Raw genomic sequence first — 26,467 nt, 5'->3', positions numbered from 1 at the left:
CCGGCCACCCCGCCGAGCGTACGGCGATGACGCGCGCCCTCGAGCTCGCCGCGTCGCCGGGCGTCCCGCTGGGCCCGAACCCACGGGTGGGCTGCGTGCTGCTCGCCCCGGACGGTACGACGGTCGCCGAGGGGTTCCACCGCGGCGCCGGCTCGCCGCACGCGGAGGCCGACGCCCTGGCCCGCGCCGGGGACCGGGCCCGCGGGGCCACCGCCGTGGTCACCCTCGAGCCCTGCAACCACACCGGCCGCACCGGGCCGTGCGCGCAGGCGCTGGTCGCCGCCGGGGTGGCCCGGGTGGTGTTCGCCCAGTCCGACAGCAACCCGGTCGCGACCGGGGGCGCCGGGACGCTGCGCGCCGCGGGCGTCGACGTCGAGGCCGGGCTGCTGGCCGACGCGGCCCGCGCCGTCAACCGGGTGTGGACCTTCGCGGTCGAGCACGGCCGGCCGTTCGTGACCTGGAAGCTCGCCACCACCCTCGACGGCCGCAGCGCCGCCGCCGACGGCACCTCCCGCTGGGTCAGCTCACCGCCCGCCCGCCGCGACACCCACCGGCTCCGGGGACTGTGCGACACCATCCTGGTCGGCACCGGCACCGTGCTGGTCGACGACCCGCAGCTCACGGTCCGCGACGAGGACGACCGGCCGCTGCCGCGGGACCGTCAGCCGCTGCGCGCGGTGATGGGAGTGCGCGACGTGCCGCCCACCCGGCGGGTGCTCGACGACGCCGCCGAGACCGTGCTGCTGCGCACCCGCGACCCGCACGAGGCGCTCGCCGCGCTGCGCGCCCGCGACCGGCAGCACGTGTTCCTGGAGGGCGGACCGACCCTCGCGGCGGCCTTCCTGGCGGCCGGCCTCGTCGACGAGGTCGTCTGCTACGTCGCGCCGATGCTGCTCGGGGCCGGGCTGAGCGCCGTGGGCGACCTGGGCGCGGCCACCCTCACCGACGCGCTGCACCTCGACGTGGTCGAGGTGACCACCCTCGGCGCCGGCGCGGACACCAACGTCCGGCTCACCCTGACCCCGTTGAAGGAGACCGTCTGATGTTCACCGGCATCGTCGAGGAGCTCGGCACCGTCGAGACGCTCGAGGACCAGGGCGACGCCGTGCGGCTCACCCTGCGTGCCCCGCACGTCATCGCCGACGCCCGGCTCGGGGACTCGATCTCCGTCAACGGGTGCTGCCTCACGGTCGCCGAGCGCGACGGCGAGACGTTCACCGCCGACGTGATGCGCGAGACCCTCGACAAGACCTCCCTCGGCGCGCTCGAGCCGGGCACCCGGGTGAACCTCGAGCGCGCCGTCACGGCGTCCAGCCGGCTGGGCGGGCACATCGTCCAGGGGCACGTCGACGGCACCGGGACCGTCGTACGGCGCGAGCCCTCGGAGCACTGGGAGCTCGTCGAGGTCTCCCTGCCGGACGGGCTCTCGCGCTACCTCGTGGACAAGGGCTCGATCACCGTCGACGGCATCTCGCTGACGGTGGTGAGCGTCGGCCGGGAGAGCTTCACGGTCTCGCTGATCCCGGAGACCCTGGCCCGCACCACGCTCGGCTTCAAGCAGCCCGGCGACCCCGTCAACCTCGAGGTCGACGTCATCGCGAAGTACGTCGAACGCCTGCTCACTCACGACAAGGACCCCGCATGAGCCTCGCCACCCAGCTCTACGACGCCCACCTGACCATCGCCGGCCACCCGATCACCTGGCGGGAGATCCTCGGCAACGGGTTCGGCTTCGCCTCGGCCGTCGGCGGCCTGCGTCGCCGGGTCTGGGCCTGGCCGGTCGGCATCGTCGGCAACGTGCTGCTGTTCACCGTCTTCATCGCCGCGACCTTCGAGGCCGACGCGCAGGTGCCGCTGTTCGGCCAGGCCGGCCGGCAGGTGTTCTTCATCCTCACCAGCATCTACGGGTGGTACCGCTGGCACGAGGTGCGCAAGGCGCGCGGCGGGTCGGGCGACCAGCCGGCGATCACGCCGCGCTGGGCCACCGGGCGGGAACGTGTGGCCTACCTGGTCGCCGCGGCGGCCGGGGTGCTGGTGCTCCAGTGGGTGTTCAGCGAGATCGGCGCCGGCTGGCCCGCGCCGCGCTGGTACTACTGGTGCGACGCGTGGATCTTCGTGGGCTCGATGGTGGCGACGTACGCCATGGCCCGGGGGTGGAACGACTTCTGGCTGGCCTGGATCGCCGTCGACCTGGTCGGCGTCCCGCTGCTGTGGCACTCGCAGTACTACCCGACCGCGATCCTCTTCGTGGTGTACGGCGCCCTGGTGGTCTGGGGCTTCTTCGTGTGGCTGAAGGCGTCGAAGGTCGAGCCCGAGCCCGAGCGCGAGCAGGTGGGCGTGTGAGCGCCCCGCAGGTCCGGCTGGACAGCATCGAGCGGGCCGTGGGCGACATCGCCGCCGGCAAGGCGGTGGTGGTCGTCGACGACGAGGACCGCGAGAACGAGGGCGACCTGATCTTCGCGGCCGCCAAGTCGACGCCGGAGCTGATGGCGTTCACGATCCGGTACTCCTCCGGGGTGATCTGCGTGCCGGTGACGGCGCCGACGCTGGACCGGCTCGGGATCCCGCTCATGACGCCGCACAACCGGGAGCGGATGCGCACGGCGTACACCGTCTCGGTGGACGCCCGCGACGGGATCAGCACCGGCATCTCCGCCGCCGACCGCTCGCACACCGTGCGCACCCTGATCGACTCGGCCACCGAGGCCTTCGAGCTCGTCCAGCCCGGGCACGTGTTCCCGCTGCGCTACAACGAGGGTGGCGTGCTGGTGCGTCCCGGGCACACCGAGGCCGCGGTCGACCTGGCCCGGCTCGCCGGTCTCGAGCCGGCCGGGGTGATCTCCGAGATCGTCAACGACGACGGCACGATGAAGCGCGGCCAGCAGCTGCGTGACTTCGCCGACGAGCACGGCCTGTCGATGATCTCGATCGAGCAGCTGATCCACCACCGCCGGCGCCACGAGACGCACGTCGTGCGGGTCGCCGAGACCCGGCTGCCCACCGCGCACGGCGACTTCACCGCCTACGGCTACCGGATCACCATCGACGGGTCCGAGCACGTGGCCCTGGTCCGCGGTGACCTCTCCGGCGACGAGCCGGTGCTCACCCGGGTGCACTCCGAGTGCCTGACCGGTGACGTGTTCGGCTCCAAGCGCTGCGACTGCGGGCCGCAGCTCGAGGAGGCGCTGCAGCAGATCGCCGCCGAGGGCCGTGGCGTGGTCGTCTACCTGCGCGGCCACGAGGGCCGGGGGATCGGGCTGGTCGCCAAGCTGCAGGCCTACCAGCTCCAGGACGGCGGGCGGGACACCGTCGACGCGAACATCGACCTGGGCCTGCCGGCCGACGCCCGGCACTACGGCACCGCGACCCAGATCCTGCGCGACCTCGAGGTCGGCTCCGTCCGGCTGCTGACCAACAACCCCGACAAGGTCAGCAGCCTCGCGGACTACGGCGTCCCGGTCGCCGAGCGGGTGCCGCTGACCACCCGCCCCAACGACCACAACCTGCAGTACCTGATGACCAAGCGTGACCGGATGGGGCACCAGCTGCCCGGCCTGTCCGGCACCGTCCCGGAAGGAGCCTCCTCATGAGTGGAGCAGGATCGCCCGACGAGAAGCCCGTCGACTGCCACGACCTGCGGGTCGCGGTGGTCGCCGCCAGCTGGCACGAGCAGGTCATGGACGGCCTGCTCGCCGGCGCCCGGCGTGCGCTCGTCGACTACCGGGTCGAGGCGCCGAGCATCGTGCGGGTGCCCGGCTCCTTCGAGCTGCCGGTGGTCGCCGGGGCGCTGGCCGAGCACGGCTACGAGGCGGTCGTCGCCCTCGGCGTGGTGATCCGTGGCGGCACCCCGCACTTCGAGTACGTCTGCTCGGCGGCCACCAACGGCCTCTCCCAGATCGCGGTGAGCACCGGCGCGGCGGTCGGCTTCGGGCTGCTCACCTGCGACACCGAGGAGCAGGCCCTGGACCGCGCGGGGCTCGAGGGGTCCAGCGAGGACAAGGGGTACGAAGCGACGGCGGCGGCCCTGGTCACGGCCCGCACGCTGCGCCGGATCCGCCGTGGGTACGAGACGGACGGCTCCTGAGCCGTCCGGCGCCCGCACCGCGGGCCGGCGGGCCCGTCGTACGCCGTACCCTGGGACCGCCCCGCCCCTGACCAGGAAGCACGTGATGAAGACGTTCGAGGAGCTCTGGACCGAGCTCAACGAGAAGGCACAGACCCGACCGGAGGGCTCCGGCACGGTCCGTGAGCTCGACGCGGGCGTGCACACGATCGGCAAGAAGCTGGTCGAGGAGGCCGCCGAGTCCTGGATGGCGGCCGAGCACGAGGGGCCGGAGCGGACCGCCGAGGAGCTCAGCCAGCTGCTGTACCACGCGCAGGTGCTGATGATCGCGAGCGGGCTGACCCTCGACGACGTCTACGCGCACCTCTGACCCTTCCCGCAGCCACCCCCTCCTGACACACCCTTCAGACACATCCGAGAGGCAGCCCGTGCCCGACAAGCTCCTGCGGCTGGCGGTCCCCAACAAGGGCTCGCTGTCCCAGTCCGCGACCGACATCCTGCGCGAGGCCGGCTACAAGCAGCGCACCGACGCCAAGCGGCTCACGCTCACCGACGGCGAGAACGGCGTGGAGTTCTTCTACCTGCGCCCGCGCGACATCGCGCTGTACGTCGGCGAGGGCACCCTGGACGTCGGGATCACCGGGCGCGACCTGCTGCTCGACTCCGGCGCGAAGGCCGAGGAGGTGCTGACGCTCGGCTTCGGCCGGTCCCGGTTCCACTTCGCGGCCCCGCCCGGCACGGCGTCCTCGGTCGGCGACCTGGCCGGCAAGCGGATCGCCACGTCGTACGCCGGCGTGGTCCAGCGGCACCTCGAGGACCACGGCGTCGAGGCCACGGTCACCCGGCTCGACGGTGCCGTGGAGAGCAGCGTGCAGCTCGGCGTCGCGGACGTGATCGCCGACGTGGTGGAGACCGGCAGCACCCTGCGCAACGCGGGGCTCGAGGTCTTCGGCGACCCGATCCTGGAGTCCGAGGCGGTGCTGATCACCCGCGCCGGCGCTCAGCCGCCGGCCGGGTTCGAGGTGTTCCGGCGCCGGGTCGAGGGCGTCCTGGTCGCCCGGTCCTACGTGATGATGGACTACGACATCCGCACCGAGCGGGTCGAGGAGGCAGTCGCCCTCACCCCCGGGATCGAGAGCCCGACCGTCTCCCCGCTGCATCGCGAGGGGTGGGTCGCCGTGCGCTCGATGGTGCCGCGCGACACCGCCCAGCGAGTGATGGACGAGCTGTGGGACCTCGGCGCGCGCGGCATCCTGTCGACGGACATCCATGCCTGCCGACTCTGACCTGACGCTGCCGCAGACGTTCCGGCCGCTCGGGGTGCGGATGGCGATCTACGTCGCCGGCGGGTTGCTGGTGCTGGTCGTCGGGGTCACCTGGTTCGCGTTCCCGCAGGAGATCCGCGACCAGTTCACCTACTTCCAGCGGGGCACCGTGATCGGGCTCGGGCTGATGTTCTACGCCGGCGGGTTCGCGCTGGCCCGCAGCCGGCTGGTCGCGCGCGAGGACGGGCTGACGGTCGTCAACGGCTACCGGAGCCGGCGCTTCGCCTGGGCCGAGGTGGTCGAGGTGACGCTGCGCCCCGGCAGCCCGTGGGCCGTGCTCGACGTCGCCGACGGCACGACCGTCGCGGCGATGGGTATCCAGGGCTCCGACGGTCCCCGTGCCACCGCGCAGGTCCGCCGCCTCCGCGCCCTGATCGCCCAGCACTCCGTCTGACCGCCGACCCGGGCCTGGCGCAAGCCCGACCCGGGCCCAAGTTCATGTCGACCCGGGGCATGGATCATGTCGAGCCGGGTCTGGCGCCTTCGGGCTATTGCGGGCCGGGGCCGGTCGTACGACTTTGGGGACGAGGAGAAGGGTGGCTGCATGTCCGAGGTGAAGGCCGGCCGGTGGATGGCCGACATCGACGGCGACTTCGTGGTGTTCCTGATCGGTGCACGGCCCGACAAGCGCAGGCTGATCCGGTCGTTGCGCGACCTGGGTGGTCGCCGCGGGATGCTGCACATGCTGCAGCACCTGTCGGCGCACCCGGAGAAGGGCCTGCTGGGCTACGAGATGTCCATGTTCGGCGGCATCATCGTGCAGTACTGGCGCTCGTTCGAGCACCTCGAGCGGTTCGCCAACGACGTCGCCGACCCGCACGTCGCGGCCTGGCGCAACTACTGGCGGCGGGTCGGCAGCGACACCCGCACGGGCATCTGGCACGAGACCTACCTCGTCCGGGCGGGGGAGTACGAGGCGATCTACGGCAACATGCCGCCCTTCGGGCTCGGCAAGGCGTCCTCCCTGGTGACGATGGCCGAGGGTCTCTCGGCGCGTGGCCGGCTCAAGCGTCGTACGACGGGCTGAGGCCCGGGTCGGCCTCGACCGAGGCCCGGATCGGCCTCGACCGAGGCCGGGTCACCGGGCGGACCGGGCCGCCAGGGCCTCCAGGGCCTGGGTGAAGCAGGGCATCGGGGGTGTGACGAGGCCGGCGCCGACCTGGCCGGTGCCGGCGACCCGGCCGGCCATCCCGGTGTTGATCTGCGGGAGCACGCCGCTGCGCACGACGGCGGTCACGTCGATGCCGGTGGGCGTTCCCCGGAACTCCAGGATCGGGATGCCGTAGGCGGGGTTCTCGCCGACGGTGATGTCGTACATCCGCTGGGTGGTGGCCAGGGCGTCGGGCACCGAGCCGCCCACGAACCGGACGATCGCGGGGGCCGTCGCCATCGCCAGACCGCCGATGCCGGCCGTCTCGGTGATCGCGGAGTCGCCGATGTCGGGGTTGGCGTCGTCGGGGCCGTAGGACCCCAGGAACAGCCCCTCCGGGGTGTTCGCGGGAGCGGTGAACCAGGTGTCGCCGGTGCCGGCGGTCTGGATGCCGAAGTCGGTGCCGTTGCGCGCCATCACGGTCACCACCGTGGAGCCGGGGATCTCCGCGGCGGCCCGGGCCTGGAGCTTGCAGGCGGGCATCACGAGGTTCAGGAAGAAGTGGTCGTTGCCGGAGACGAACCGCACCGCGGCGGCGACGTCGGCCTGGGCGAAGTCCGAGTCGATCATCGCCGGCAGCACCTCGCGCAGGAACATCAGCGTCCCGGCCCGGTTGCGGTTGTGCCCCTCGTCGCCCATCTGGATCATCTGGGCGACGATCGCCTTCACGTCGACCGGGTCCCCGGCACGCACGGCGTGCTGCAGCATCGGCCCGAGCACGGCGGTCATCCAGTGCAGCCGCTCGATCACCTCGGGGCCGTAGGCGCCGTAGCGGAGCACCTTGCCGAGGCCCTCGTTCAGCGAGCACCACGACTCGTGCCCGGTGCTCGGGTCGCGCAGGCAGAACACCCACATCGACGGGGTGATCAGGCCCGCCATCGGCCCGACCGCGCCCCGGCTGTGGCACGGCGCCCAGCTCACCCCGTCGCCGGCGGCGAGCCGGCGCTCGGCGTCCTCCGGTGTCGCGGCCAGGCCCTCGAACAGCATCGCCCCGACCAGCGCGCCGCGCATCGGCCCGGACGCCCGGTCCCACTCCACCGGCGGACCGGCGTGCAGGAACTCCCCGGGGCCGAGGCCGAGCGCCTCCGCCGCCGGGACTACGTCGACCAGGTGCGCCTCCGCGGCCAGCATTGCCGTCAGCGCGCGCGCGTTGGCCGGCACCCGGCGCGGGTCGCCCATCACGGCGGCCAGGGCCGCGGGGTCGCCGGCCGGTGGCTGCCAGAGCACCTCGGAGACGTCGACGGCCTGGGCGCGCAGGGCGTCGGCGAGCAGGGAGGCGCCGGCGGTGACGACGGCCGGGGGAGTCGAGAGGTTCACGCCGGGTCTCCGAGCAGGTCGAGGGCGCACCGGGCGGCGGCCGCGTTGGACAGGTGCACCCAGGCGCCGGCGCCGTGCAGCGCGGCGACCTGCCCGCGCAGCCCCTGGGGGTCGTCGCGGGTCCCGGTCACCGAGACCACGACGGGGACGCCGGCGGCGCGGGCCGCGTGCAGGGCGGGCACCAGCTCGGCGGCGGGGTCGTCGGCCGAGCCGAGCCCCAGGACCACGTCGAGGAGCAGCACGCCCGTGGTGGGGTCCTCGGTCTCGGCCCGCAGCCGCTCGACCCGCAGGGCGCCGTCGATCATCGGGTGCGGGCGCCCGCGGGTCAGCCGGTCGTCGCCGAAGTCGAGCATCGTGTGCCCGTCGGAGGCGAGGTCGTCGCCCACGGCCCAGGCCGGGTCCAGCGGGATGTTGGAGCTGACCCGGCCGAGCGCGGCCGACGCGACCAGCATCGCCTCGTCGCAGAGGGTGCCTCCGACGAACAGCCCACGCAGCGCGCCACCCGGCCGGCCGGCGGGGACCTGGCCAGCCCAGTGCTCGGGGGCGGCCCAGCGGCCCCCGGCGGCCTGCACCACCGCGGCCGCGGTCTCGGTCAGGTCGGGCCGGCCGGCGCCGAGCAGGCCGAACAGCACCGGCGTGCCCAGGCTCGCGGCCCGTGCCCGCACGGCCTCGGCGACCTCGGGGGCCGGCGGCTTGGAGACCACCACGACCAGCTCGGTGGCCTCGTCGGCGTCCAGCAGGTCCAGCGCCCGCAGCGTGGAGCGGCCGGCGACCTCGGCCGACAGGTCCCGGCCGCCGACGCCCAGGCAGTGCGAGACGCCGACCCCGGCGCCGTCGAGCAGCGCCATCAGGTGCTGGGCGCCGGTCCCGGAGGCCGCCACTATCCCGACCGGTCCGGGACGCACGACGTTGGCGAACCCCAGTCCGACACCGCCGACGACCGCGGTGCCGCAGTCGGGCCCCATCACCAGCAGCCCGGCGCGTGCGGCGTGCTCCTTGAGGGCGACCTCCTGCTCGAGGGGCACGTTGTCGCTGAAGACCATGGTCAGCAGGCCGGCGTCGAGGGCGTCCACGGCGTCGGCGAAGGCCCACTGGCCGGGGGTGGACACGAGGGCGACGGTGGCCCCCGAGCGGGCCGCGGCCGAGCGGACGGTCACCGGGGCGGGGGCGCTGCCGAAGCCCGACGGGGCCGGGCGGGACGCCTCGAGGAGGGCCAGGTCGACCTCCGCGAGGGCCGCGTCGACGGAGACGGCCTCGACGGCCACGAGCAGCTCGTTGGGGGAGGCCGGCGGCACCTCGAAGCCCATGCCGGCGGCCAGGTCGAGGTTGAGCTCGGTGGCCATCGCGACCAGCGCGGACGTGACGCCGTCGAGGGCGGCGACGCGGCGGCTGACCTGCATCAGGGTCACCGAGTCGACGTACGTGCCTCGGCGCAGCTGGACGGACCTCATGCGGCTCCTCTCAGGGCGGACGACGTGCCGAGCACGTGCAGCGCGCCGGCGGCCAGGGCGGCACCGGAGGTGTGCCCGACGGCGAGCAGGACGGGCAGCGCGGTGCCGACGTCGCCGGCGCAGGCGGCGGTGACGAAGCCGGCGAGCTCCGGGGTGGCCCAGCCGTCCAGCGCGTGGGCGAGCAGGCCGCGGGAGACCGCGGTGGTGGCCCGGTCGCGCAGGGCGGCGCGGGTCTGCGCCTGCCAGGCCGCCAGCCGCGGGTCGTCGACCGCGTGCGCGGCGACGAGCAGCCCGGCGAGCACGTCGTCGCCGCTGGGCGTCAGCCCGGGACCCGCGCCGAGCAGGTCGTGCGGCCGGACGGTGCCGGGGACGTCGACGCCAGGAGCCGCGGGCGGCAGCGCCGGCGCGGTCAGCCCGCGGGGCCGGGGCGGCCGCCACCACCGGCCGACCCGCCACGTTCCGGAGGCGCCGACCAGGGCGCCGTGCCGGGCCCGCACCGCCTGCGTGGGTACGACGGACGTCACCACCGACCCGGGCAGCCGGACCGCGTCGGGCGTGCACACGCAGAGCACCGGGACGTCGGCGCGGCCCGTCTCGTAGTGCACGCTGACCCGGGTGCGGGCCACCTCGACCAGGTCGGCCCCCTCGTCGAGCAGCCCGGCCAGCAGGCAGGACGCTGCGGCGGGGAGGACGCGGGAGGTCATGGGCCCGACCCTAGACCGCCGACGAGGCCCGCGTGCAGAGCGCACGCGGGCCTCGTGGAGGTTCTCGGGGTGCTACTTGAGGAAGCCCTTCTCCGTGAGGTAGTCCTCGGCGATCTTGTCGGCCGGGAGCCCGTCGGAGCTGATCTTCTTGTTCAGCTGGGTCATCGTCTCGGTGTCGAGCACGTCGGCCAGGGGCTTGAGCACCTCGAGCATCTCCGGGTGCGCCTTGTCGAAGTCGGCCCGGGTCACCGTGACGCCGTTGTAGAGCGGGAAGTAGCCCTTGTCGTCGTCGAGGATCTGCAGGCCCAGCGCGGCCAGCCGGCCGTCGGTCGTGAAGATTTCGCCGAAGTCGCAGTTGCCCTTGTCCAGCTGGGTGTAGACGACGCCGGTGCCGAGGCTCTTCAGCTTGCCGCCGGTGATCCCGTAGGTCTTCTTGAAGCCGGGGTACCCGTCGGGGCGGGCCGCGAACTCGGACTCGACGCAGACCGTCGAGTCCGGGTTGGCCTTGATGTAGGCGGCCATGTCCGAGTGCGTCTCGAGGTTGTGCTTCTTGCCGAACTCGTCGGTGACGGCGAACGCGTAGGTGTTGTTGAACGGCGCGAGCGGGCCCCACACCAGCTTGTTCTTGGCGAGGTCCTCCTTCTTCACCGCGTCGTACTGCGCCTGCGGGTCGCTGATCGGCTTGGTGTGGCCGAGGTAGTTGATCCAGCCGGTGCCGGTGTACTCCCACACGACGTCGCTGACGCCGTCGATGAGCTTCTTGCGGGTCTGCGTGCTGCCCTTGGTGTTGGTCTCGTCCTTCACCGTGGCGCCCGCGGCGCACATCATCTTGATCGTGAGCTGGCCGAGCACCAGCTGCTCGTCGAACTCCTTCGAGCCGACCTTGACGGTGACGCCGTCCAGCGCCTTCGTGTCGACCGAGCCGGCCTCGACGCCTTCGCAGGGGCCGCCGCCGGCCGCCGAGGACGACGAGGAGGACTCGCTCAGGCTGCCGCAGCCGCTCAGCGCGAGTGCGGCGAGGCCGGTGGCGGCCGCTCCGGCGACCCACTTGCCTCGCAGGTTCGTGTGCATGGTCATCAGATCCCCTTTGGGTGGGCGTGCGTCGGGTGTGCGGGTGGAGGTGCGGGCGTCACCGGATGCCCCGCGGGGTCGCGGCGCGCTGCAGGATGCCGCCGAGCCAGTCGAGCAGCAGGGCGAGCAGGGCGATCATCACCGCGACGGTGAGGGTCACGAGAGGCCGGTTGGTCTTGATCGCGCTGAACAGCGGGAGGCCGAGGCCCCCGGCGTCGAGCGCGTAGCCGAGCGGGACGGTGCCGACGGCGAGCACCAGCGCGGTGCGCACGCCCGCCCCGATCACGGGTACGGCGGTCGGCAGCTCGACGCGGAGCAGGATCGCGGTCGGCGACATGCCCATGCCGCGCGCGGCGTCCATCACCCCGCGGTCGACGCCGTCGAGCCCGACGATCGTGTTGCGCAGCACCGACAGGGCGGCGTACGCGGTGAGGATGAGGGTGACCGACCAGAAGCCGATGAAGTAGTAGCCGACCAGCGCGAGCAGGCCGAGGCTCGGGGCCGCCTGACCGACGTTGCCGAAGGCGAGCACCAGGGGAGCCAGCCGCCGGGTCCGCGGCCGGGTGACCAGCACCCCGAGCGGGACGGCGACCAGCACCACGAGCAGCGCGATCGTGAAGCTCAGCCGGACGTGCTTGGCGGTCGCCCGGCTCAGCGAGTCGAAGCTGAGGACGTTGGCCTCGATGCTGTCGAGCGGCTGCCGGTGGACGTTGAGGTAGAGCGCGATGCTGATCAGCACGACCATCACCGGGATCACCAGGTCGCGCGGGGAGAGGATCGGCTTGCCGTGCGTGACCGGGGCGCCGAGCGCCGCCCCGGTGTCCACCGCCTCCACGGGGGGCGCGGTGTCCACGCTCACCCGGCACCGACCTGGTCGCCGGCCGAGTGCACCCGGCTCAGGATGTCCTCGATCCGCACCGCGCCGACCGGCCGGCCGTCGCGGGCGACGGTCAGAGAGCCCAGGCCCTTGCCGACCATCAGGTCGAGGGCCGCGTGCAGGCTGGAGGACACGTCCACGGTGTCGTGGGACGGGCGGACGTCCGGCTCGCCGCCCAGGTCCAGGGAGTCGACCCGCTCGAAGTGCAGCCGCTTGAGCGCCGCGCCGGCGCCGATGAAGCCCTCGACGAAGTCGTCGGCCGGGGCGGCGAGGATCCGCTCCGGGGTGTCGTACTGCGCGATGTGCGAGCCCTCACGCAGCACCGCGATCCGGTCGCCGAGCTTGAGTGCCTCGTCGAAGTCGTGGGTGACGAACACGATCGTCTTGCGCAGCGTCTGCTGCAGGGAGAGGAACTCGTCCTGCAGGCGCGAGCGGGTGATCGGGTCGACGGCGCCGAACGGCTCGTCCATCAGCATGATCGGCGGGTCCGCGGCCAGCGCGCGGGCGACGCCGACCCGCTGCTGCTGCCCGCCGGAGAGCTGACGGGGGTACCGGCCGCGGTACTCGCCCGGGTCGAGCCCGACCACGGTCAGCATCTCGTCGACCCGGTCCTTGATCCGCTGCTTGTCCCACTTCAGCAGCTTGGGGACCAGCGCGACGTTCTGCGCGATCGACAGGTGCGGGATCAGGCCGACCTGCTGGATGACGTAGCCGATCTTGCGGCGCAGCTGCACGTCGTCGAGTCCGGTGACGTCCTCGCCCCCCGATGGTGATCGTCCCCGACGTCGGCTCGATGAGCCGGTTGATCATCCGCATGGTGGTGGTCTTGCCGCAGCCCGAGGGGCCGACGAACACGACGAGCTCACCGGCGGCGATCTCCAGGTTGACCGCGTCGACGGCCGGCTTGGGCTGGTGGGGGTAGTGCTTGGTCAGGTCCGTGAGGACGATCGGCACGCCGCGCTGCGGATGGGTGTCGGTGGTGGCGGTGTCAGGCACGGCTCCCCCCTCGGGGTGGTGAATCGGCGTACGACGACGAAGATCGCGTCGAAGAGCAGGGCGACGAGGATGACGAACAGGACGCAGACGAGCGCCTGGTTCTTGGTGTTCACCGAGCCGAGGTTGTCCAGCGCGGAGTAGCCGTACTGCCCGAGCCCGAGCTTCACGACGAAGGCGGCGATCGCGACGACGCCGACGGTGAGCTGGGCGGAGACCCGGATGCCGGCCAGCAGCACCGGCCAGGCGATCGGCATCCGCACCTGCCACAGCATCCGGAACGACCCCACGCCCATGCCCCGGGCGGCGTCGATCACCGCGGGGTCCGCGGACTGCAGGCCGACGATGCCGTTGCGGATGATCGGCAGCATCGCGTACCCCACGACGACCGGGAAGACCGAGACCAGGCCGTAGCCGACGACCGAGACCAGGAACCCGAACAGCGCCACCGAGGGCAGCGTGAAGAAGACCGCGGCGGTGGCGATGCTGAAGTTCGCGGCCAGCGGCGAGCGGTAGGTGGCCACGGCCACGAGCAGGCCAAGGACCGTGGCGGCAGCGATGCAGTAGAAGGAGAGGAGCGCGTGCTGCTGGGTGCGGAGGATGATCTCGGAGCTGTACTCGGACAGGTACTCGGAGAACGGCAGACCGTTCACGTTGACACCCCAATCCCGGTGGTTTCAACGGTTGTCGTCGGCTGTGACAGTAACTGATCACCGCCGGTTCACCCCATATTTCATCCCCCGACCGATTTCTGGGCCGTTTCGTGACCTGCGAGGGGCCCCGCCGGGTGTGGCGCGCTTCCCACCGTGCGCGGGACAGTTGGTGCACAGTGTCACCCGACTCCTCGGGGGTCCGCGGTCCACGTCGTGGGTCGCACTGGTCGCACCGGTCGGCGGAGCGGTGCCCGAGCTGGGAGGCCCGACATGGCTCTTGGTTGGAAACTCGTCTACGACGGCAAGACCCCGCCTCCGGGCGCGGCCGTGGCTCCCGACGAACGGCTCTCGTGGGGCCGGACGGTCGGCCTCGGGGCCCAGCACGTGGTCGCGATGTTCGGCGCCACCTTCGTCTTCCCGCTGATCATGGGGCTGAACCCGCAGCTCGCGATCATGATGAGCGGCATCGCGACGATCGCGTTCCTGCTCATCGTGCAGGGCAAGGTGCCCAGCTACCTGGGCACCTCGGCCTCCTTCGTCGGCGGCGTGGCGGCGATCCGGGCCCAGGGCGGGGACTCCGCCGACGTGACGGGCGCGATCCTGGTCGCCGGCGTCGTGCTGCTGCTGGTCGGCGTGCTGATCCACTTCCTGGGCTCCGGGGTGCTGCACCGCCTGCTGCCGCCGGTGGTCACCGGTGCGGTGGTGATGCTGATCGGCTTCAACCTCGCGCCGGTGGTGGCCGACATCTACTGGCCCCAGGACCAGTGGGTCGCGCTGCTCACGATGACCGTCGTGATCCTGATGGCGGTGGGCCTGCGCGGGTTCATGAGCCGGATCGCGATCTTCCTCGGGCTGGTCTTCGGCTACCTCGTGTCCTGGCTGTTCGACACGGTGTTCGGCCCGATCACCGCCTACAACGCGGGCACCGGCAAGGTCGACACCCACGACCGGCTGAGCTGGGCGGGCGTGAAGGCGGCCGACTGGGTCGGCTTCCCGCCGCACAGCGACCTGGCCCACGGCGTCACCGGGTGGCACGCGCCGTCCTTCAGCGTCACCTTCGCGCTGCTCGTGCTGCCGGCCGTGATCGCTCTGATCGCGGAGAACACTGGTCACGTCAAGGCCGTCGCGGAGATGACCGACCGCGACCTCGACCCGGTCATGGGCCGGGCGATCGCCGCCGACGGCTTCGGCACCATCCTCGCGTCGGCCGTCGGTGGCTCGCCGACCACGACGTACGCCGAGAACATCGGCGTGATGGCGGCGACCCGGGTGTACTCCACGGCCGCCTACTACGTGGCCGCGGTCGTCGCGATCCTGTTCGGCCTCTGCCCGAAGTTCGGGGCGATCGTGTCGGCCACCCCGGGCGGGGTGCTCGGCGGCATCACCGTCGTGCTCTACGGCATGATCGGCCTGCTCGGCGCCAAGATCTGGAAGGAGAACGGGGTCGACTTCGCCAACCCCGTCAACCTGGTGCCCGTCGCCGCCGGCATCATCATCGCGATCGGCAACACCTCGCTGGTGATCACCGACAACTTCTCGCTGTCCGGCATCGCGTTCGGCACCATCGTGACGCTGGTCGGCTACCACCTGGCGCGGGCCGTCGCCCAGCCGGAGCTGCGGGACGACGGCGCGATGATGGCGGTCGGGCGGACCGGCCTGCACCAGGACGAGCCCGCCTCACCGGAGCCCGGCGACGGGGCCCACCGGGCGTGATCCGGGCATAGTCTCGCCCCGTGGAAGCCCTCGCCGTTCACCTACCACCGGCCGCGCAGCCTGGACGAGGCCCTCGACGTGCTCGCCGGGCTGGGGGAGCGCGGCAAGGTGCTCGCGGGCGGGCAGAGCCTGGTGCCGCTGATGTCGATGCGGCTCTCGGCGCCCGAGCACCTCGTCGACGTCAACCACGTGCCGGGCCTGGACGGCGTGCGGGTGGACGCCGACGCCGTGCACGTGGGGGCGCTGGCGCGGCACAGCCGGGTGGAGCACGACGCCGCGGCGTACGACGCCGTGCCGCTGCTGCGCCGGGCGCTGCGCCAGGTGGCGCACCCGACGATCCGCAACCGGGGCACGACCGTCGGCAGCCTGGTGCACGCCGACCCGGCCGCCGAGATGCCCGCGGTGCTGCTCCTGCTGGACGGGTCGGTGACGCTGCGCAGCGTCGAGAGGTCCCGCGAGGTCCCGGCGGCGGCGTTCTTCACCGGGCCGATGGAGTGCGCCGCGCGGGCCGGCGAGCTGGCCGTCTCCGCGACGTTCCGGCGGCCCCCGCCGGGCAGCGGATCGGCGTTCGTCGAGGTGGCCCGCCGGCAGGGGGACTACGCCGTCTGCGGCGTGGGTGCCGTCGTCGGCCCGGACACGGTCCGGGTGGCGCTGGTGAGCATGGGGGACGGGCCGGTGCTGGTCGACCTCTCTGCCGCCTACGACGGTTCCGCCCTCGACCCGGACGCCGCGCGCGTCCTGGTCGACGACACGATCGATCCGGAGGGCGACATCCACGCCAGCGCCGACTACCGTCGCCACCTCGCGCACGTGCTGGTGGCGCGAGCGGTGCGCGAGGCGCGGGCGGAGGTGGGCGCGGCATGAGCGACGACGTGGTGCGCGTGTCGTTCACCGTCAACGGGGCGCCGTACGACCTCGACGTGCCGCCGCGCCGGCTGCTCTCCGACGCCCTGCGCCACGACCTGCGGCTGACCGGCACCCACGTCGGCTGCGAGCACGGCGTCTGCGGCGCCTGCACCGTCCTGGTCGACGGTGCCCCGGTGCGGTCCTGCCTGCTGTTCGCGGTGTCGCTGGACGGCGCGGCGATCACCACCACCGAGGGTCTGCGCTCGGCCGACGGCGGCATGGGGCCGGTGCAGCAGGCGTTCCACGAGTGCCACGCCCTGCAGTGCGGCTTCTGCACGCCCGGCTTCGTGACCACCGTCGCGGCGTTCCTGCAGACCCACCCCGACCCCACCCCCGCCGAGGCCCGCGAGGCGATCTCCGGCAATCTCTGCCGCTGCACGGGGTACGTCAACATCGTCGCCGCGGTCGGTCGCGCGGCGGAGCTGCTCGCGGGGAGCCCGGCCGGTGACGCGACCCCGACCAAGGCGACGCAGGCGTGACGACGAAGATGTTCGGCGAGCGGGTGCCGCGGGTGGAGGACGCCCGGCTGGTCACCGGGAACGGGCGGTTCCTCGACGACCTGGGGCACGACGCGCTCGAGGCGGCGTTCGTGCGCAGCCCGCACGCGCACGCGCGGATCCTGGACATCGACGTGAGCGGCGCTCTCGACGTCGAGGGGCTGGTGGCGATCTTCACCTACGAGGACCTGGACGGCCGCACCGGCGAGCGGCTGCCGCTGCTGATCCCGCACCCGACGCTGACGCACGGCCGGACGCAGTACGCCCTGGCGCACGACGAGGTGAACCACGTCGGCGAGGCGATCGTGATGGTGGTGGCGACGAACCGGTACGTCGCCGAGGACGTCGCGGACCGGATCCGGGTGGACTACGAGCACCTGCCGGCGGTGGTCGGTGTCGAGGCGGCCCGCGCGGCCGAGCACCTGGTGCACGACGACGTGCCCGGCAACGTCGCGGCGCTGATGGTGCAGCAGACCGGGGACGCGGAGGCCGCGATCGACGCGGCGCCGCACCGGCTGGAGCTGGACCTCGCGATCGAGCGCAGCGCGTCGATGCCCCTGGAGGGCAAGGGGGTCCTGGCGCGCTGGGACGAGGACGACCAGTCCCTGCTGGTGCACACCTCGACGCAGACCTCGACCAGCGTGCGGCAGGCGATCGCGGCCAAGCTCGGCCTGCCGGTCGACCGGGTCGAGGTGGTGACGCCCGACGTCGGCGGTGGGTTCGGGGTCAAGATCGTGCACCCGTGGCCCGAGGAGGTGCTCGTGCCGTGGGCCGCGCGGCGGCTCGGACGCCCGGTCAAGTGGACCGAGGACCGGCGCGAGCACTTCACCTCCAGCGCCCACGAGCGCGGGCAGCTGCACCACGTGCGGGTCGGGTACGACGACGACGGGCGGCTGCGCGGGCTCTCGGTGGAGTTCTGGCACGACCACGGGGCCTACATCCCCTACGGCCTGATCGTGCCGATCATCACCAGCACCCAGCTGCTGGGGCCCTACCGGACCGGCCCCTACCGCGTCGAGTTCCGCTCGCTCTACACCAACACCGTGATCGTGACGCCGTACCGCGGTGCCGGACGTCCGCAGGGCTGCTTCGTGATGGAGCGCGTGATGGACGCGATCGCCGCGGACCTCGGCCTCGACCGGACCGTCGTACGCGAGCGGAACTTCATCCTGCCCACGGAGATGCCCTACGACCAGGGCCTGGTGTTCCAGGACGGCCGGCCGCTGATCTACGACTCGGGCGACTTCCCGGCCTCGCTGGCCAGGCTCAAGGAGCTCGTCGACTGGGACGGCTTCCCGGCGTACCGCGAGCGGGCGCGGGCCGAGGGCCGGCGGGTCGGGATCGGGATCGCGTGCTACGTCGAGGGCACCGGTGTCGGCCCCTACGAGGGCGGGCACATCCGGGTCGAGACCGACGGCAGCGTGGTGGTCTCCACCGGCCTGACCTCGCAGGGCCAGGGGCACCAGACGATGCTCGCGCAGATCGTCGCCGACGAGCTCGGGGTGCCGTTCGGCTCGATCACGGTGACCACCGGCGACACCCGGCGGTTCAAGTACGCCGTGGGCACGTTCGCCTCGCGCACCGCGGTGATGAGCGGGAGCGCCGTGGCGGTCACCGCGCGCGGGGTGCGCGCCAAGGCGCTGGCGATCGCGGCCCAGGCGCTGGAGGCGAACCCCGAGGACCTGGAGATCGTCGACGGCGTGGTGCGGGTCAGGGGCGCCGGTGCCGGCGGGCTCTCCCAGATCGACCTCGGCACCGTCGCGGTGCTGTCCAACCCGCTGCGCTACGCCTTCGACGAGGCGTCCGCCCGGGCCACCCAGTTCGCGGCGCCCGCGGACCCGTCGCGGCCGCCGGTGGGGCCGGGGGAGTCCCCGGGGCTGGAGGGCACCGACTACTACTCTCCGCCCCGCTCGACCTTCGCCAACGGCATGCACGCGGTCGTCGTGGAGACCGACCCGGAGACCGCGGAGACCCGGATCCTGCGCTACTGCGTGGTCCACGACTGCGGCACCCTGATCAACCCGATGATCGTCGAGGGCCAGATCCACGGCGGCGTCGCCCAGGGCGTCGGCGGGGCGCTCTACGAGCGGATGGAGTACGCCCCCGACGGGCAGCTGCTGAACGCCTCGTTCATGGACTTCCTGATGCCCTACGCCTCGGAGGTGCCCGACATCGAGATCGACCACCTCGTCACGCCGTCGCCGCTGAACCCGCTGGGCGTCAAGGGTGCCGGCGAGGCCGGCGTGATCCCCGGGTCGGCCGCCATCGCCGCGGCCATCGAGGACGCCGAGGGCATCACGATCACCCGGATGCCGATCTCGCCCAGCGAGCTGCACGCGCTTCGACAAGCACGGGAGGACGCATGAAGATCATCGGCAACGCCCAGTTCGCCGCCGACCCCGAGGTCGTCTGGCAGGCCCTGAACGACCCGGCCGTGCTGGTGCGCTGCATCCCCGGCTGCCAGCGGCTCGAGGCGCTCGGCGACGATGCCTACACGCTGACGGTCGCGGCCGGGGTGGGCTCGATCAAGGGTGTGTACGACGGACAGGTGCGGCTCACCGACCAGCAGCAGCCCGGCTCGTTCCGGATGCACGCGCAGGGCGCCGGGGCCGCGGGCACGATCGGGGCCGACGTGCTCGTCACGCTGGAGGAGTCCGCCGCCGGCGGGGCGTCGGTGACCTACGACGCGGACGCCGTGGTCGGCGGGATGATCGGCGGCGTCGGCCAGCGGATGCTGGTGGGGGTGTCGAAGCGGATGGCGGAGGAGTTCTTCCGCAACGTGGAGAACGTCATGACGGGTGCTGGCGCCGCGGCCGCGGACTCCGCCGGGGTGGCCGCCGCCGACGAGGCGGCGAGACCATCCGGCGCTTCGCGCCTCCCGCCGGACGCATCCACCGCCGCCCCGCCGTCGACCCGGCCGTCGCCCGCCGCCGGGACCGTCTACACGGCGCCGAAGGGGAACGTCGTGACGGCGCAGCCGGGCGGGGCGTTCGCGCAGGGGGTGCTGGTCGGGGCGGCGGCCGCGCTCGCGGGGGCCGTGGTGGGTGCCTGGATCTCGAGGCGCCGGCATGGCTGACCTCGACGTGTACTCCTCCGCGCGGGCGATGGCGGCCGCGGCCGCCGTCAAGGAGATCTCCGCCCGGGAGCTGATGGAGCTGCACCTGGCCCGGATCGCCGAGGTCAACCCGGCGGTCAACGCGGTCGTGTCGCTCGACGAGGAGCGCGCCCGGACCGGTGCCGCGGAGGCCGACGAGCGGCTCGCCCGCGGGGAGCAGGTCGGGCCGCTCCACGGTCTGCCGCACGCGTTCAAGGACACCCACGAGGTGGCCGGCTGGCGCACGACGTTCGGGTCGCCGTTGCGCGCCGACTACGTGCCCAAGCGCGACGAGCTTCTCGTGGAGCGGATCCGGGCTGCCGGCGTCGTACCGATCGGGCGCACCAACGTGCCCGAGTGGGCGGCCGGGTCGCACACCTTCAACCCGATCTTCGGCACCACCCGCAACCCCTACGACCTGACCCGGTCCGCCGGCGGCTCGAGCGGCGGTGCGGCGGCGGCCCTGGCCAGCGGGATGGTGCCGCTCGCCGACGGCAGCGACATGGGCGGCTCGCTGCGCAACCCCGCCTCCTTCAACAACGTCGTGGGCCTGCGCCCCAGCGTCGGGCGGGTCCCGGGCTGGCCGACCACCAACGGCTGGGAGCTCACCTCGGTCGGCGGGCCGATGGCACGCAGCGTCGAGGACCTCGCGTTCCTGCTGTCGGTGATCGCCGGGCCCTCGCGCCGGGCCCCGCTGTCGCTGGAGTCGCCCGGCTCGGCGTTCGCGCCCCCGCTGGTCGGCGACCTGACCGGCGTACGCGTCGCGCTCTCCATCGACCTCGGCGGCGCGTTCACCGTCGACCACTCGGTCGCCGACGTGATCGGCCGGCAGGCGCAGGTGCTCGAGGCCGCCGGTGCCACCGTCGAGGACGCGCACCCGGTGCTGCACAGCGCCGACGCGGCGTTCCGGACGCTGCGCGCGTGGCTGTTCCAGGCCCGGTTCCGGACCCTGCTGGAGAAGCGGCCCGACGGCTTCAAGCAGTCGCTCAAGGACAACATCCTGCTCGGCGCCGACCTGACCGGCGGCGACGTCGCCCGGGCCTACCAGCAGCTCACCTCGATCCACGACCGGATGCGCGCGTTCTTCGAGACGTACGACGTCCTGGCGCTCCCGGTGAGCCAGGTGCCGCCGTTCAGCGCCGACCTGGAGTACCCCTCCGAGATCAACGGCGAGGCCCAGGCGACCTACCTGGACTGGATGCGGTCGGCGTACCTCATCACCGTCACCGGCTGCCCGGCGATCTCCGTCCCGGCCGGGTTCACCCCGGAGGGCTGGCCGGTCGGCCTCCAGCTGGTCGGGCCGGTGCGCGGCGAGCGGCGGCTGCTGGAGATCGCGCACGCCTTCGAGCAGGCCACCCGCGTCGGCGAGCGCCGCCCGCAGGTCGGGGCGACGCCGTGACCCGCCGGATCCGGATCGGGATCGACACCGGCGGCACGTTCACCGACGTCGTCGCGGTCGACGAGGAGAGCGGCGCGCTGGTCGTCACCAAGACGCCGTCCACGCCGAGCGACCCGGCCGAGGGGTTCATGACCGGCGTGCACAAGCTCCTCGACGAGCTCGGCCTCGACGGGAGCGCGGTGACCGCGGTCAGCCACGGCACCACGGTGGCGACCAACAAGCTGCTCGAGGGCAAGGTGCAGAACCTCGGGTTCGTCACCACCGAGGGCTACGAGTTCCTCCTGGAGATCGCCCGGCAGTCGGTCCCGGACGGCTACGGCAACTCCTACTTCTGGGTGAAGCCCGACCGGATCGTGCCGGCCCACCGGGTCCGCACCGTCGGCGGCCGGCTGTCGGTCACCGGCGAGGAGATCCGGCCCTTCGACGAGGAGACCGCCGTCGCCGCGGCCCGGTTCTTCCGCGACGCCGGCATCGACAGCATCGGCGTGTGCTTCCTGCACTCGTACGTCGACGACACGCACGAGCGCGCGATGCGCGACGTGCTGGCCCGCGAGCACCCGGCCGCGACCGTGTCGATCAGCAGCGAGGTGCTGCGGGAGTACCGCGAGTACGAGCGCGCCGTCACCACCCTGGTGGACGCCGCCGTCAAGCCGAACATCCGCTCCTACGTCGCCAACATCGCCGGCCACCTCGCCGACCTGTCCGGCGGCCGACCCGGGGGCGGGCATGCGGTCCCGTTCTACGTGATGAAGTCGAACGGCGGCGTGCTGTCCGCCGAGGAGGTCGTGCACCAGCCGATCACCACGGTGCTGTCCGGGCCGGCGGCGGGCGCGCTGGGTGCGGCGGTGGTGGCGCAGGCGGCCGGCTTCCCGCAGGTGGTCACCTGCGACGGCGGGGGTACGTCGACCGACGTGACCGTCGTGATCGACGGCCGGCCGGCGCTCACCACCGAGGGCACGATCGGCGCCTACCCCAGCAAGATCCCGATGATCGACGTGGTCACCGTCGGCGCCGGCGGCGGCTCGATCGCCTGGGTCTCCCGGGAGGGCACGCTCAAGGTGGGGCCGCAGAGCGCGGGCGCCGACCCGGGCCCGATCTGCTACGGGCACGGCGGCACCGAGCCGACGATCACCGACGCGCACGTGCTGCTCGGCCGCATCCCGCCGCACCTGCTCGGCGGGGAGGTGCCGCTCGACGTGGACCTGGCCGCCGGCGGCATGGACGCGCTGGCGAAGCGGCTCGACCTCACCCGCGAGCGCTGCGCGACGGGCGTGCTGGAGATCTCCGCGTGGAACCAGGCCAACGCGCTGCGGCAGGTCACCGTCAAGCGCGGCCTGGACGTCCGCGACTTCACGATGGTCACGTTCGGCGGCTCGGGCTCGCTGCTCGCCTGCCGGCTGGTCGACATCCTCGGCCTCGACGGCGTGCTGGTGCCGCTCAACCCCGGCAACCTCTCGGCCTACGGCCTGCTCACGGTCGACGTACGCAACGACTACGTGCAGACCTCCGTGGTCCGCGCCGACACGCTCGACGTGGCCCACGTGCAGGGGGTGTACGACGCGCTGGGCGGCCGGGCCGACGCGGCGCTGGCGCGCGAGGGGTTCGCGGAGCCGGAGCGGGTGTTCGTGCGCACCGCGGACCTGCGCTACTTCGGGCAGGCCTACGAGGTGCGGGTCGACGTCCCGGCCGGCCCGGTGACCGGTGAGCTGGTGGCCGCGGTCGGGGACCGGTTCCACGACGAGCACCGCGCGCTCTACGGCTACGACTTCCGCGACGACCCGCGCCAGCAGGTCGAGTGGGTGAACCTGCGGGTCACCGGGGTCGGCCCGATCCGCAAGCCGTCGCTGCGCGAGGTCGCCGCCGGCCCGGGTGCGGGCGCGGCGAGGACCGGGACGCGGCCGGTGTTCTTCGACGACTGGGTGGAGGCGACCGTCTACGACCGGGCCCGGCTCGGCGCCGGCGACGTCGTGGAGGGGCCCGCCGTGCTCGAGGAGTTCTCCTCGACCGTGCCCCTGCACCCGGGCTTCACCGCGAGGGTCGACGGGTGGGGCAACCTCGTGATCCGAAGGAGCACCTCATGACCGAGTTGTCAGGCGCTGAAGCGGCCCCGACCGACCCACCGCCTGACAACTCGGGGAGGGGGGCGGCGGACCCGGTGCTCGTGGAGATCGTCGAGGGGTACCTCGCCTCCGTCGAGCAGGAGGTGGAGACCGCCATCGGGCGTACGTCGCGCAGCCCGATGATCCGCGACGCCCACGACTACCGGGCCGGGATCCACGACCGGCGGCTGCGCAAGCTCACCGGCCGCTCGTACTCCGCGCTGGTGCACCCGGTGGTGCGGGACTACCCGATCGACACGATGAGGCCCGGCGACGTGTTCTTCCACAACGACGTCTACCTCTCCGAGGGCGGGATCGGGCACCTGCCCGACCTGTGCGTGACGGCGCCGGTGTTCCACGACGGCGTGGTCGTGGCGTTCGTGCAGGCGTTCGGGCACCACGACGACATCGGCGGCGCCGTACCCGGCTCGATGCCCTCGAGCGCCACCTCGGTCTTCGAGGAGGGCCTGATGGTGCCGCCGATCCGGCTGTGGGACGCCGGCGTGCCCAACGAGGCGGCGCTGAAGATCATGACCCGCAACTCGCGGATGCCCGAGTCGCTGGCCGCCGACCTGGACGCCGAGTGCTCGGCCTGCCTGATGGGCGCCCGCCGGATGGCCGAGCTGTTCGCGCGCTACGGCACCGCCACGGTGGAGACCTGCTTCGACGCGATCCTGGACAAGACGACCGAGACGTTCCGGCGCGAGATCCTCTCCAAGATCCCGGTGGGGGAGTACGTCTGGGAGGACTACGCCGAGCACGACGGCGTGGACGCGCCGCGGCTGCACACGCAGCGGATCACGATGACCCGCACCGCCGCCGACGACCCGGGCGGCGAGCGGCTGGTGCTGGACTTCCACGGCACCGCCCCGCAGGCCAAGGGCCCGATCAACCACTGCGGCGACTACGCGGACGGCAACTTCCTCAAGAAGTGGCTGGCGCCGGTGCTGCGCAACCTCGCGGACAGCCCCGAGCGGATGGCCGAGCTGGACGTCAACGAGGGCGTCGTGCCGCTGATCGAGATGCGGTTCCCGCCGCCCGGCACGCTGCTCACCCCGGTGTTCCCGGCGCCCACCAACGCCCGCACGTTCGTGATCCTGCGGCTGCTCGGCGTGCTCGCCGGGGTGGTCGCCAAGGCGGTCGACGGCCGGATGCCGGCGGACCAGGAGACGATCCGCTACACGGGGGTGTACGGCGACGACCTCGACGGGGCGCCGTACCTCATGCGCGAGGTGCTCGGCGGCGGCTCCGGCGGCCGCTACTACGCCGACGGCGAGGACACCATCCACGTGGTCCCGGACTCCCGGAACCTGCCCTCGGAGTTCTCCGAGTCGCGGTTCCCGTTCGTCGTCGAGCGGCTCGGGCTGGCCGTCGACAGCGGCGGCGCGGGCCGGCACCGCGGCGGGCTGGGCTACGAGAAGCACATCCGGATGCTCGCCGACGCGCACTTCATGTCCATCGCGGACCGGTCGATCCTGTCCTGCTGGGGCGTCAAGGGCGGCCGGGCCGGGCGGCCGTTCTCGGTGACCATCGAAGCCGGCGGCCCGCACGAGCGGGTGGTCGACGCGCTGGCCGACGCCGAGCCCGTGCGGGCCGGCGAGACCATCCGGATCCGTACGACGGGCGGGGGCGGCTGGGGCGACCCGCTGGACCGGCCGTACGACGAGGTGGCCCGCGACGTGCTGTGGGGCAAGGTGTCGGTCGAGGGTGCCCGGGAGGACTACGGCGTGGTCGTCGGCGGTCCGCCGCAGGCACCGGTCGTCGACGAGGCCGCCAGCGACGCCCTGCGCGCGGCACGCTGCGACGGTCGCGGCCCGCAGCCGTTCTTCGACCGCGGCCCGGGCTACGCGACCCTCGCCGCCGGGGCGACCAGCGCCGAGGTGGACTGGGTGGGCTAGGGGTGCGTCGGGACGCCGCGCTCAGCCGGCGCGGGCGGCCCGCAGCGCCCGGTCGATCAGGTCGGCCAGGAAGCGGCTGCCGGCCTCGTTGGGGTGCGTCGAGGCGGTGAGCAGCATGGTGTGCTTGTCCCACCCGCGCGCGTTGGGGTCGACCACGACCGTGTGCGGGAACTCGGCGGCGACCTGGTCGAGGACCGCGTTGAAGACGTCGAGGACGTGGTCGGTGCCGTGCGGGTGAGCGGTCGAGAGGCTGTAGTCGAGGAGGTACGGCTCCTTGAGCAGCACCACCTCGTCCGGGTCGCGCTCCTGCGGCAGCCGGGTGTCGAACATGAGGCTGCCGCGGCCGGACTCCTTGGTGAGCCGGATCGTGTGCCGTGCCATGGTGCGCGGGACCCGGTAGAGCAGCGGGATCCCCGAGCGGCTGTACAACGGGTGCACCTGGTGCCCGGTGCGGATCCGCGTCACCGTGTGGCCGGCCGTGCGGTCGCTGAGCCGCACCGTGATCCCGGTCCCGCTGACGCCGCGCAGGACGAGGTACTCCCCGCCCACGGCCCGGAACTGCACGTAGGAGTCGTTGCGCGTGGTGGTGTGCAGGGCGCCGCCGGAGACGTGGGACAGCCGATTGGTGTGCCACACCCCGCGGTAGTGGTGGCTGGGGTCGTCGTCCTCGATCCGGCGCGACGCCGAGAAGGTCGCGACCATCACGCGCAGCGCGTTGCGGGTGGTGGTCAGCGCGAGAGCGTTCACGCCGAGGTCCCGGGCGGTGTTCGCGACCGCCTGGACCAGCACGTCGCCGGGCGTGCCGGCCTGCCAGGTGCCGGTGCCGTCGCCGACGCCGAGGAGGTAGTCCGCCACCTGGTGCACCATCGGGCCGTTCCGGCCGCGGTTGTGCAGCGTCTCGCCCAGGTCCGCCGCGACGAGGTGGGGGTAGGCCTGCGACGGGTCGGGCAGGGCGTAGCCGGTCGTCCAGGAGTGCCCGTAGACGTAGAGGTCGTGCGGTGCACTCGTCCGGGCGGCGGTGGCGGGCGCGGCCGACCCTGCGACCAGCGTCAGCGCCGCCGACCACGCGGCGATCGCCACCTTGCGTCTGAGCACGTGCGTCCCCCCGAGCTGGTCCGGATGCTTCTGTCGGGCCCCAGTATGCGGGACGAGCGCCGTGCGGGGCGGACGCGGCGTGCCGCGCGTGGTGCGCGCGGCGCGGATGTGCGTGCACGTCCGGGGGACGCGTCGTAGTCTCGCGCGATGGACCTCGTCGTA

General features: G+C 73.1%; 25 protein-coding genes and 1 pseudogene. 18 read left to right on the top strand and 8 right to left on the bottom strand.

Annotated features, from left to right (window positions below):
• Positions 1-26: 26 nt before the first annotated feature.
• The 9 genes from ribD to KRR39_RS11240 all read left to right on the top strand — a co-directional run bounded on the left by ribD (position 27) and on the right by KRR39_RS11240 (position 6,415).
• On the top strand, positions 27-1,043 hold the full coding sequence (gene ribD / locus KRR39_RS11280; protein WP_216942095.1) for a bifunctional diaminohydroxyphosphoribosylaminopyrimidine deaminase/5-amino-6-(5-phosphoribosylamino)uracil reductase RibD: 1,017 nt from the start codon (positions 27-29) through the stop codon (positions 1,041-1,043).
• Entirely contained in the window at positions 1,043-1,645 is a 603-nt protein-coding gene (locus KRR39_RS11275; protein ID WP_216942094.1) for a riboflavin synthase, read from the top strand. Before ribD ends, KRR39_RS11275 begins: the two co-directional genes overlap by 1 nt.
• Positions 1,642-2,343, top strand: coding sequence for a nicotinamide mononucleotide transporter family protein (locus KRR39_RS11270; RefSeq protein WP_216942093.1), 702 nt, complete (start codon positions 1,642-1,644; stop codon positions 2,341-2,343). The genes KRR39_RS11275 and KRR39_RS11270 overlap by 4 nt, the downstream gene beginning before the upstream one ends.
• Positions 2,340-3,590 carry a bifunctional 3,4-dihydroxy-2-butanone-4-phosphate synthase/GTP cyclohydrolase II gene (locus tag KRR39_RS11265; RefSeq protein WP_216942092.1) on the top strand — a complete coding sequence of 417 codons (1,251 nt, stop codon included), beginning with the start codon at positions 2,340-2,342 and terminating at the stop codon, positions 3,588-3,590. The genes KRR39_RS11270 and KRR39_RS11265 overlap by 4 nt, the downstream gene beginning before the upstream one ends.
• Complete coding sequence (gene ribH, locus KRR39_RS11260) at positions 3,587-4,084, top strand: 6,7-dimethyl-8-ribityllumazine synthase (protein ID WP_216942091.1); 498 nt, start codon at positions 3,587-3,589, stop codon at positions 4,082-4,084. Before KRR39_RS11265 ends, ribH begins: the two co-directional genes overlap by 4 nt.
• A gap of 85 nt (positions 4,085-4,169) precedes the next feature.
• Positions 4,170-4,433: a phosphoribosyl-ATP diphosphatase gene (locus tag KRR39_RS11255; RefSeq protein WP_436972047.1), complete on the top strand. Its 264-nt coding sequence runs from the start codon at positions 4,170-4,172 to the stop codon at positions 4,431-4,433.
• 58 nt (positions 4,434-4,491) lie between these two features.
• Positions 4,492-5,349 carry an ATP phosphoribosyltransferase gene (gene hisG / locus KRR39_RS11250; RefSeq protein WP_216942089.1) on the top strand — a complete coding sequence of 286 codons (858 nt, stop codon included), beginning with the start codon at positions 4,492-4,494 and terminating at the stop codon, positions 5,347-5,349.
• Entirely contained in the window at positions 5,333-5,782 is a 450-nt protein-coding gene (locus KRR39_RS11245) for a PH domain-containing protein (protein ID WP_216942088.1), read from the top strand. The genes hisG and KRR39_RS11245 overlap by 17 nt, the downstream gene beginning before the upstream one ends.
• A gap of 150 nt (positions 5,783-5,932) precedes the next feature.
• Positions 5,933-6,415: a DUF4188 domain-containing protein gene (locus KRR39_RS11240; protein WP_216942087.1), complete on the top strand. Its 483-nt coding sequence runs from the start codon at positions 5,933-5,935 to the stop codon at positions 6,413-6,415.
• Between the two features lie 51 nt (positions 6,416-6,466).
• On the opposite strand, the gene KRR39_RS11235 is transcribed toward KRR39_RS11240, so the two are convergent.
• From KRR39_RS11235 to KRR39_RS11205, 7 genes are all read right to left on the bottom strand, one after another.
• A complete protein-coding gene (locus tag KRR39_RS11235; protein ID WP_216942086.1) occupies positions 6,467-7,855 on the bottom strand; it encodes a YlbE family protein in 1,389 nt (462 codons plus the stop codon).
• Positions 7,852-9,306, bottom strand: coding sequence for an AllF/FdrA family protein (locus KRR39_RS11230; RefSeq protein ID WP_216942085.1), 1,455 nt, complete (start codon positions 9,304-9,306; stop codon positions 7,852-7,854). The genes KRR39_RS11235 and KRR39_RS11230 overlap by 4 nt, the downstream gene beginning before the upstream one ends.
• Positions 9,303-10,010 (bottom strand): oxamate carbamoyltransferase subunit AllH family protein, encoded by a 708-nt coding sequence (locus KRR39_RS11225; protein ID WP_216942084.1) that lies wholly within the window; start codon positions 10,008-10,010, stop codon positions 9,303-9,305. Before KRR39_RS11225 ends, KRR39_RS11230 begins: the two co-directional genes overlap by 4 nt.
• 72 nt (positions 10,011-10,082) lie before the next feature.
• Positions 10,083-11,087, bottom strand: coding sequence for a glycine betaine ABC transporter substrate-binding protein (locus KRR39_RS11220; protein WP_216942083.1), 1,005 nt, complete (start codon positions 11,085-11,087; stop codon positions 10,083-10,085).
• A gap of 52 nt (positions 11,088-11,139) precedes the next feature.
• Positions 11,140-11,940, bottom strand: coding sequence for an ABC transporter permease (locus KRR39_RS11215; RefSeq protein WP_216942082.1), 801 nt, complete (start codon positions 11,938-11,940; stop codon positions 11,140-11,142).
• Positions 11,937-12,692, bottom strand: coding sequence for an ABC transporter ATP-binding protein (locus KRR39_RS11210; RefSeq protein WP_367303723.1), 756 nt, complete (start codon positions 12,690-12,692; stop codon positions 11,937-11,939). The genes KRR39_RS11215 and KRR39_RS11210 overlap by 4 nt, the downstream gene beginning before the upstream one ends.
• A 195-nt stretch (positions 12,693-12,887) precedes the next feature.
• Positions 12,888-13,604 carry an ABC transporter permease gene (locus tag KRR39_RS11205; RefSeq protein WP_216942081.1) on the bottom strand — a complete coding sequence of 239 codons (717 nt, stop codon included), beginning with the start codon at positions 13,602-13,604 and terminating at the stop codon, positions 12,888-12,890.
• 270 nt (positions 13,605-13,874) lie between these two features.
• On the opposite strand from KRR39_RS11205, the gene KRR39_RS11200 reads away from it, so the two are divergent.
• The 9 genes and pseudogenes from KRR39_RS11200 (at position 13,875) to KRR39_RS11165 (ending at position 25,210) form a co-directional block, all read left to right on the top strand.
• A complete protein-coding gene (locus tag KRR39_RS11200) occupies positions 13,875-15,317 on the top strand; it encodes a uracil-xanthine permease family protein (RefSeq protein ID WP_216942080.1) in 1,443 nt (480 codons plus the stop codon).
• Positions 15,318-15,362: 45 nt separating this feature from the next.
• Positions 15,363-15,833: pseudogene (locus tag KRR39_RS26525) on the top strand (FAD binding domain-containing protein); the annotation flags it as partial.
• Positions 15,807-16,181: an FAD binding domain-containing protein gene (locus KRR39_RS26520; protein ID WP_436972055.1), complete on the top strand. Its 375-nt coding sequence runs from the start codon at positions 15,807-15,809 to the stop codon at positions 16,179-16,181. The pseudogene KRR39_RS26525 and the gene KRR39_RS26520, both read left to right, overlap by 27 nt.
• Complete coding sequence (locus KRR39_RS11190; protein WP_216942079.1) at positions 16,178-16,702, top strand: (2Fe-2S)-binding protein; 525 nt, start codon at positions 16,178-16,180, stop codon at positions 16,700-16,702. The genes KRR39_RS26520 and KRR39_RS11190 overlap by 4 nt, the downstream gene beginning before the upstream one ends.
• A complete protein-coding gene (cutA, locus tag KRR39_RS11185) occupies positions 16,699-19,086 on the top strand; it encodes an aerobic carbon-monoxide dehydrogenase large subunit (protein WP_216942078.1) in 2,388 nt (795 codons plus the stop codon). Before KRR39_RS11190 ends, cutA begins: the two co-directional genes overlap by 4 nt.
• Positions 19,083-19,796 carry an SRPBCC family protein gene (locus KRR39_RS11180; protein WP_216942077.1) on the top strand — a complete coding sequence of 238 codons (714 nt, stop codon included), beginning with the start codon at positions 19,083-19,085 and terminating at the stop codon, positions 19,794-19,796. Before cutA ends, KRR39_RS11180 begins: the two co-directional genes overlap by 4 nt.
• Positions 19,789-21,213 (top strand): amidase, encoded by a 1,425-nt coding sequence (locus KRR39_RS11175; protein ID WP_216942076.1) that lies wholly within the window; start codon positions 19,789-19,791, stop codon positions 21,211-21,213. The genes KRR39_RS11180 and KRR39_RS11175 overlap by 8 nt, the downstream gene beginning before the upstream one ends.
• Positions 21,210-23,294 carry a hydantoinase/oxoprolinase family protein gene (locus KRR39_RS11170; RefSeq protein ID WP_216942075.1) on the top strand — a complete coding sequence of 695 codons (2,085 nt, stop codon included), beginning with the start codon at positions 21,210-21,212 and terminating at the stop codon, positions 23,292-23,294. Before KRR39_RS11175 ends, KRR39_RS11170 begins: the two co-directional genes overlap by 4 nt.
• The gene (locus KRR39_RS11165) at positions 23,291-25,210 is read left to right on the top strand and encodes a hydantoinase B/oxoprolinase family protein (RefSeq protein WP_216942074.1); all 1,920 of its coding nucleotides are present in this window, start codon (positions 23,291-23,293) and stop codon (positions 25,208-25,210) included. Before KRR39_RS11170 ends, KRR39_RS11165 begins: the two co-directional genes overlap by 4 nt.
• Positions 25,211-25,231: 21 nt before the next feature.
• Here the strand turns inward: KRR39_RS11165 and KRR39_RS11160 are convergent, their stop codons facing one another.
• Positions 25,232-26,305 carry an SGNH/GDSL hydrolase family protein gene (locus KRR39_RS11160; RefSeq protein ID WP_216942073.1) on the bottom strand — a complete coding sequence of 358 codons (1,074 nt, stop codon included), beginning with the start codon at positions 26,303-26,305 and terminating at the stop codon, positions 25,232-25,234.
• Between the last annotated feature and the right edge of the window lie 162 nt (positions 26,306-26,467).

It is taken from the genome of Nocardioides panacis (genome assembly GCF_019039255.1).
GTDB classification, from domain to species: domain Bacteria; phylum Actinomycetota; class Actinomycetes; order Propionibacteriales; family Nocardioidaceae; genus Nocardioides_B; species Nocardioides_B panacis.
This window is presented reverse-complemented; position numbering and strand designations above follow the sequence as displayed.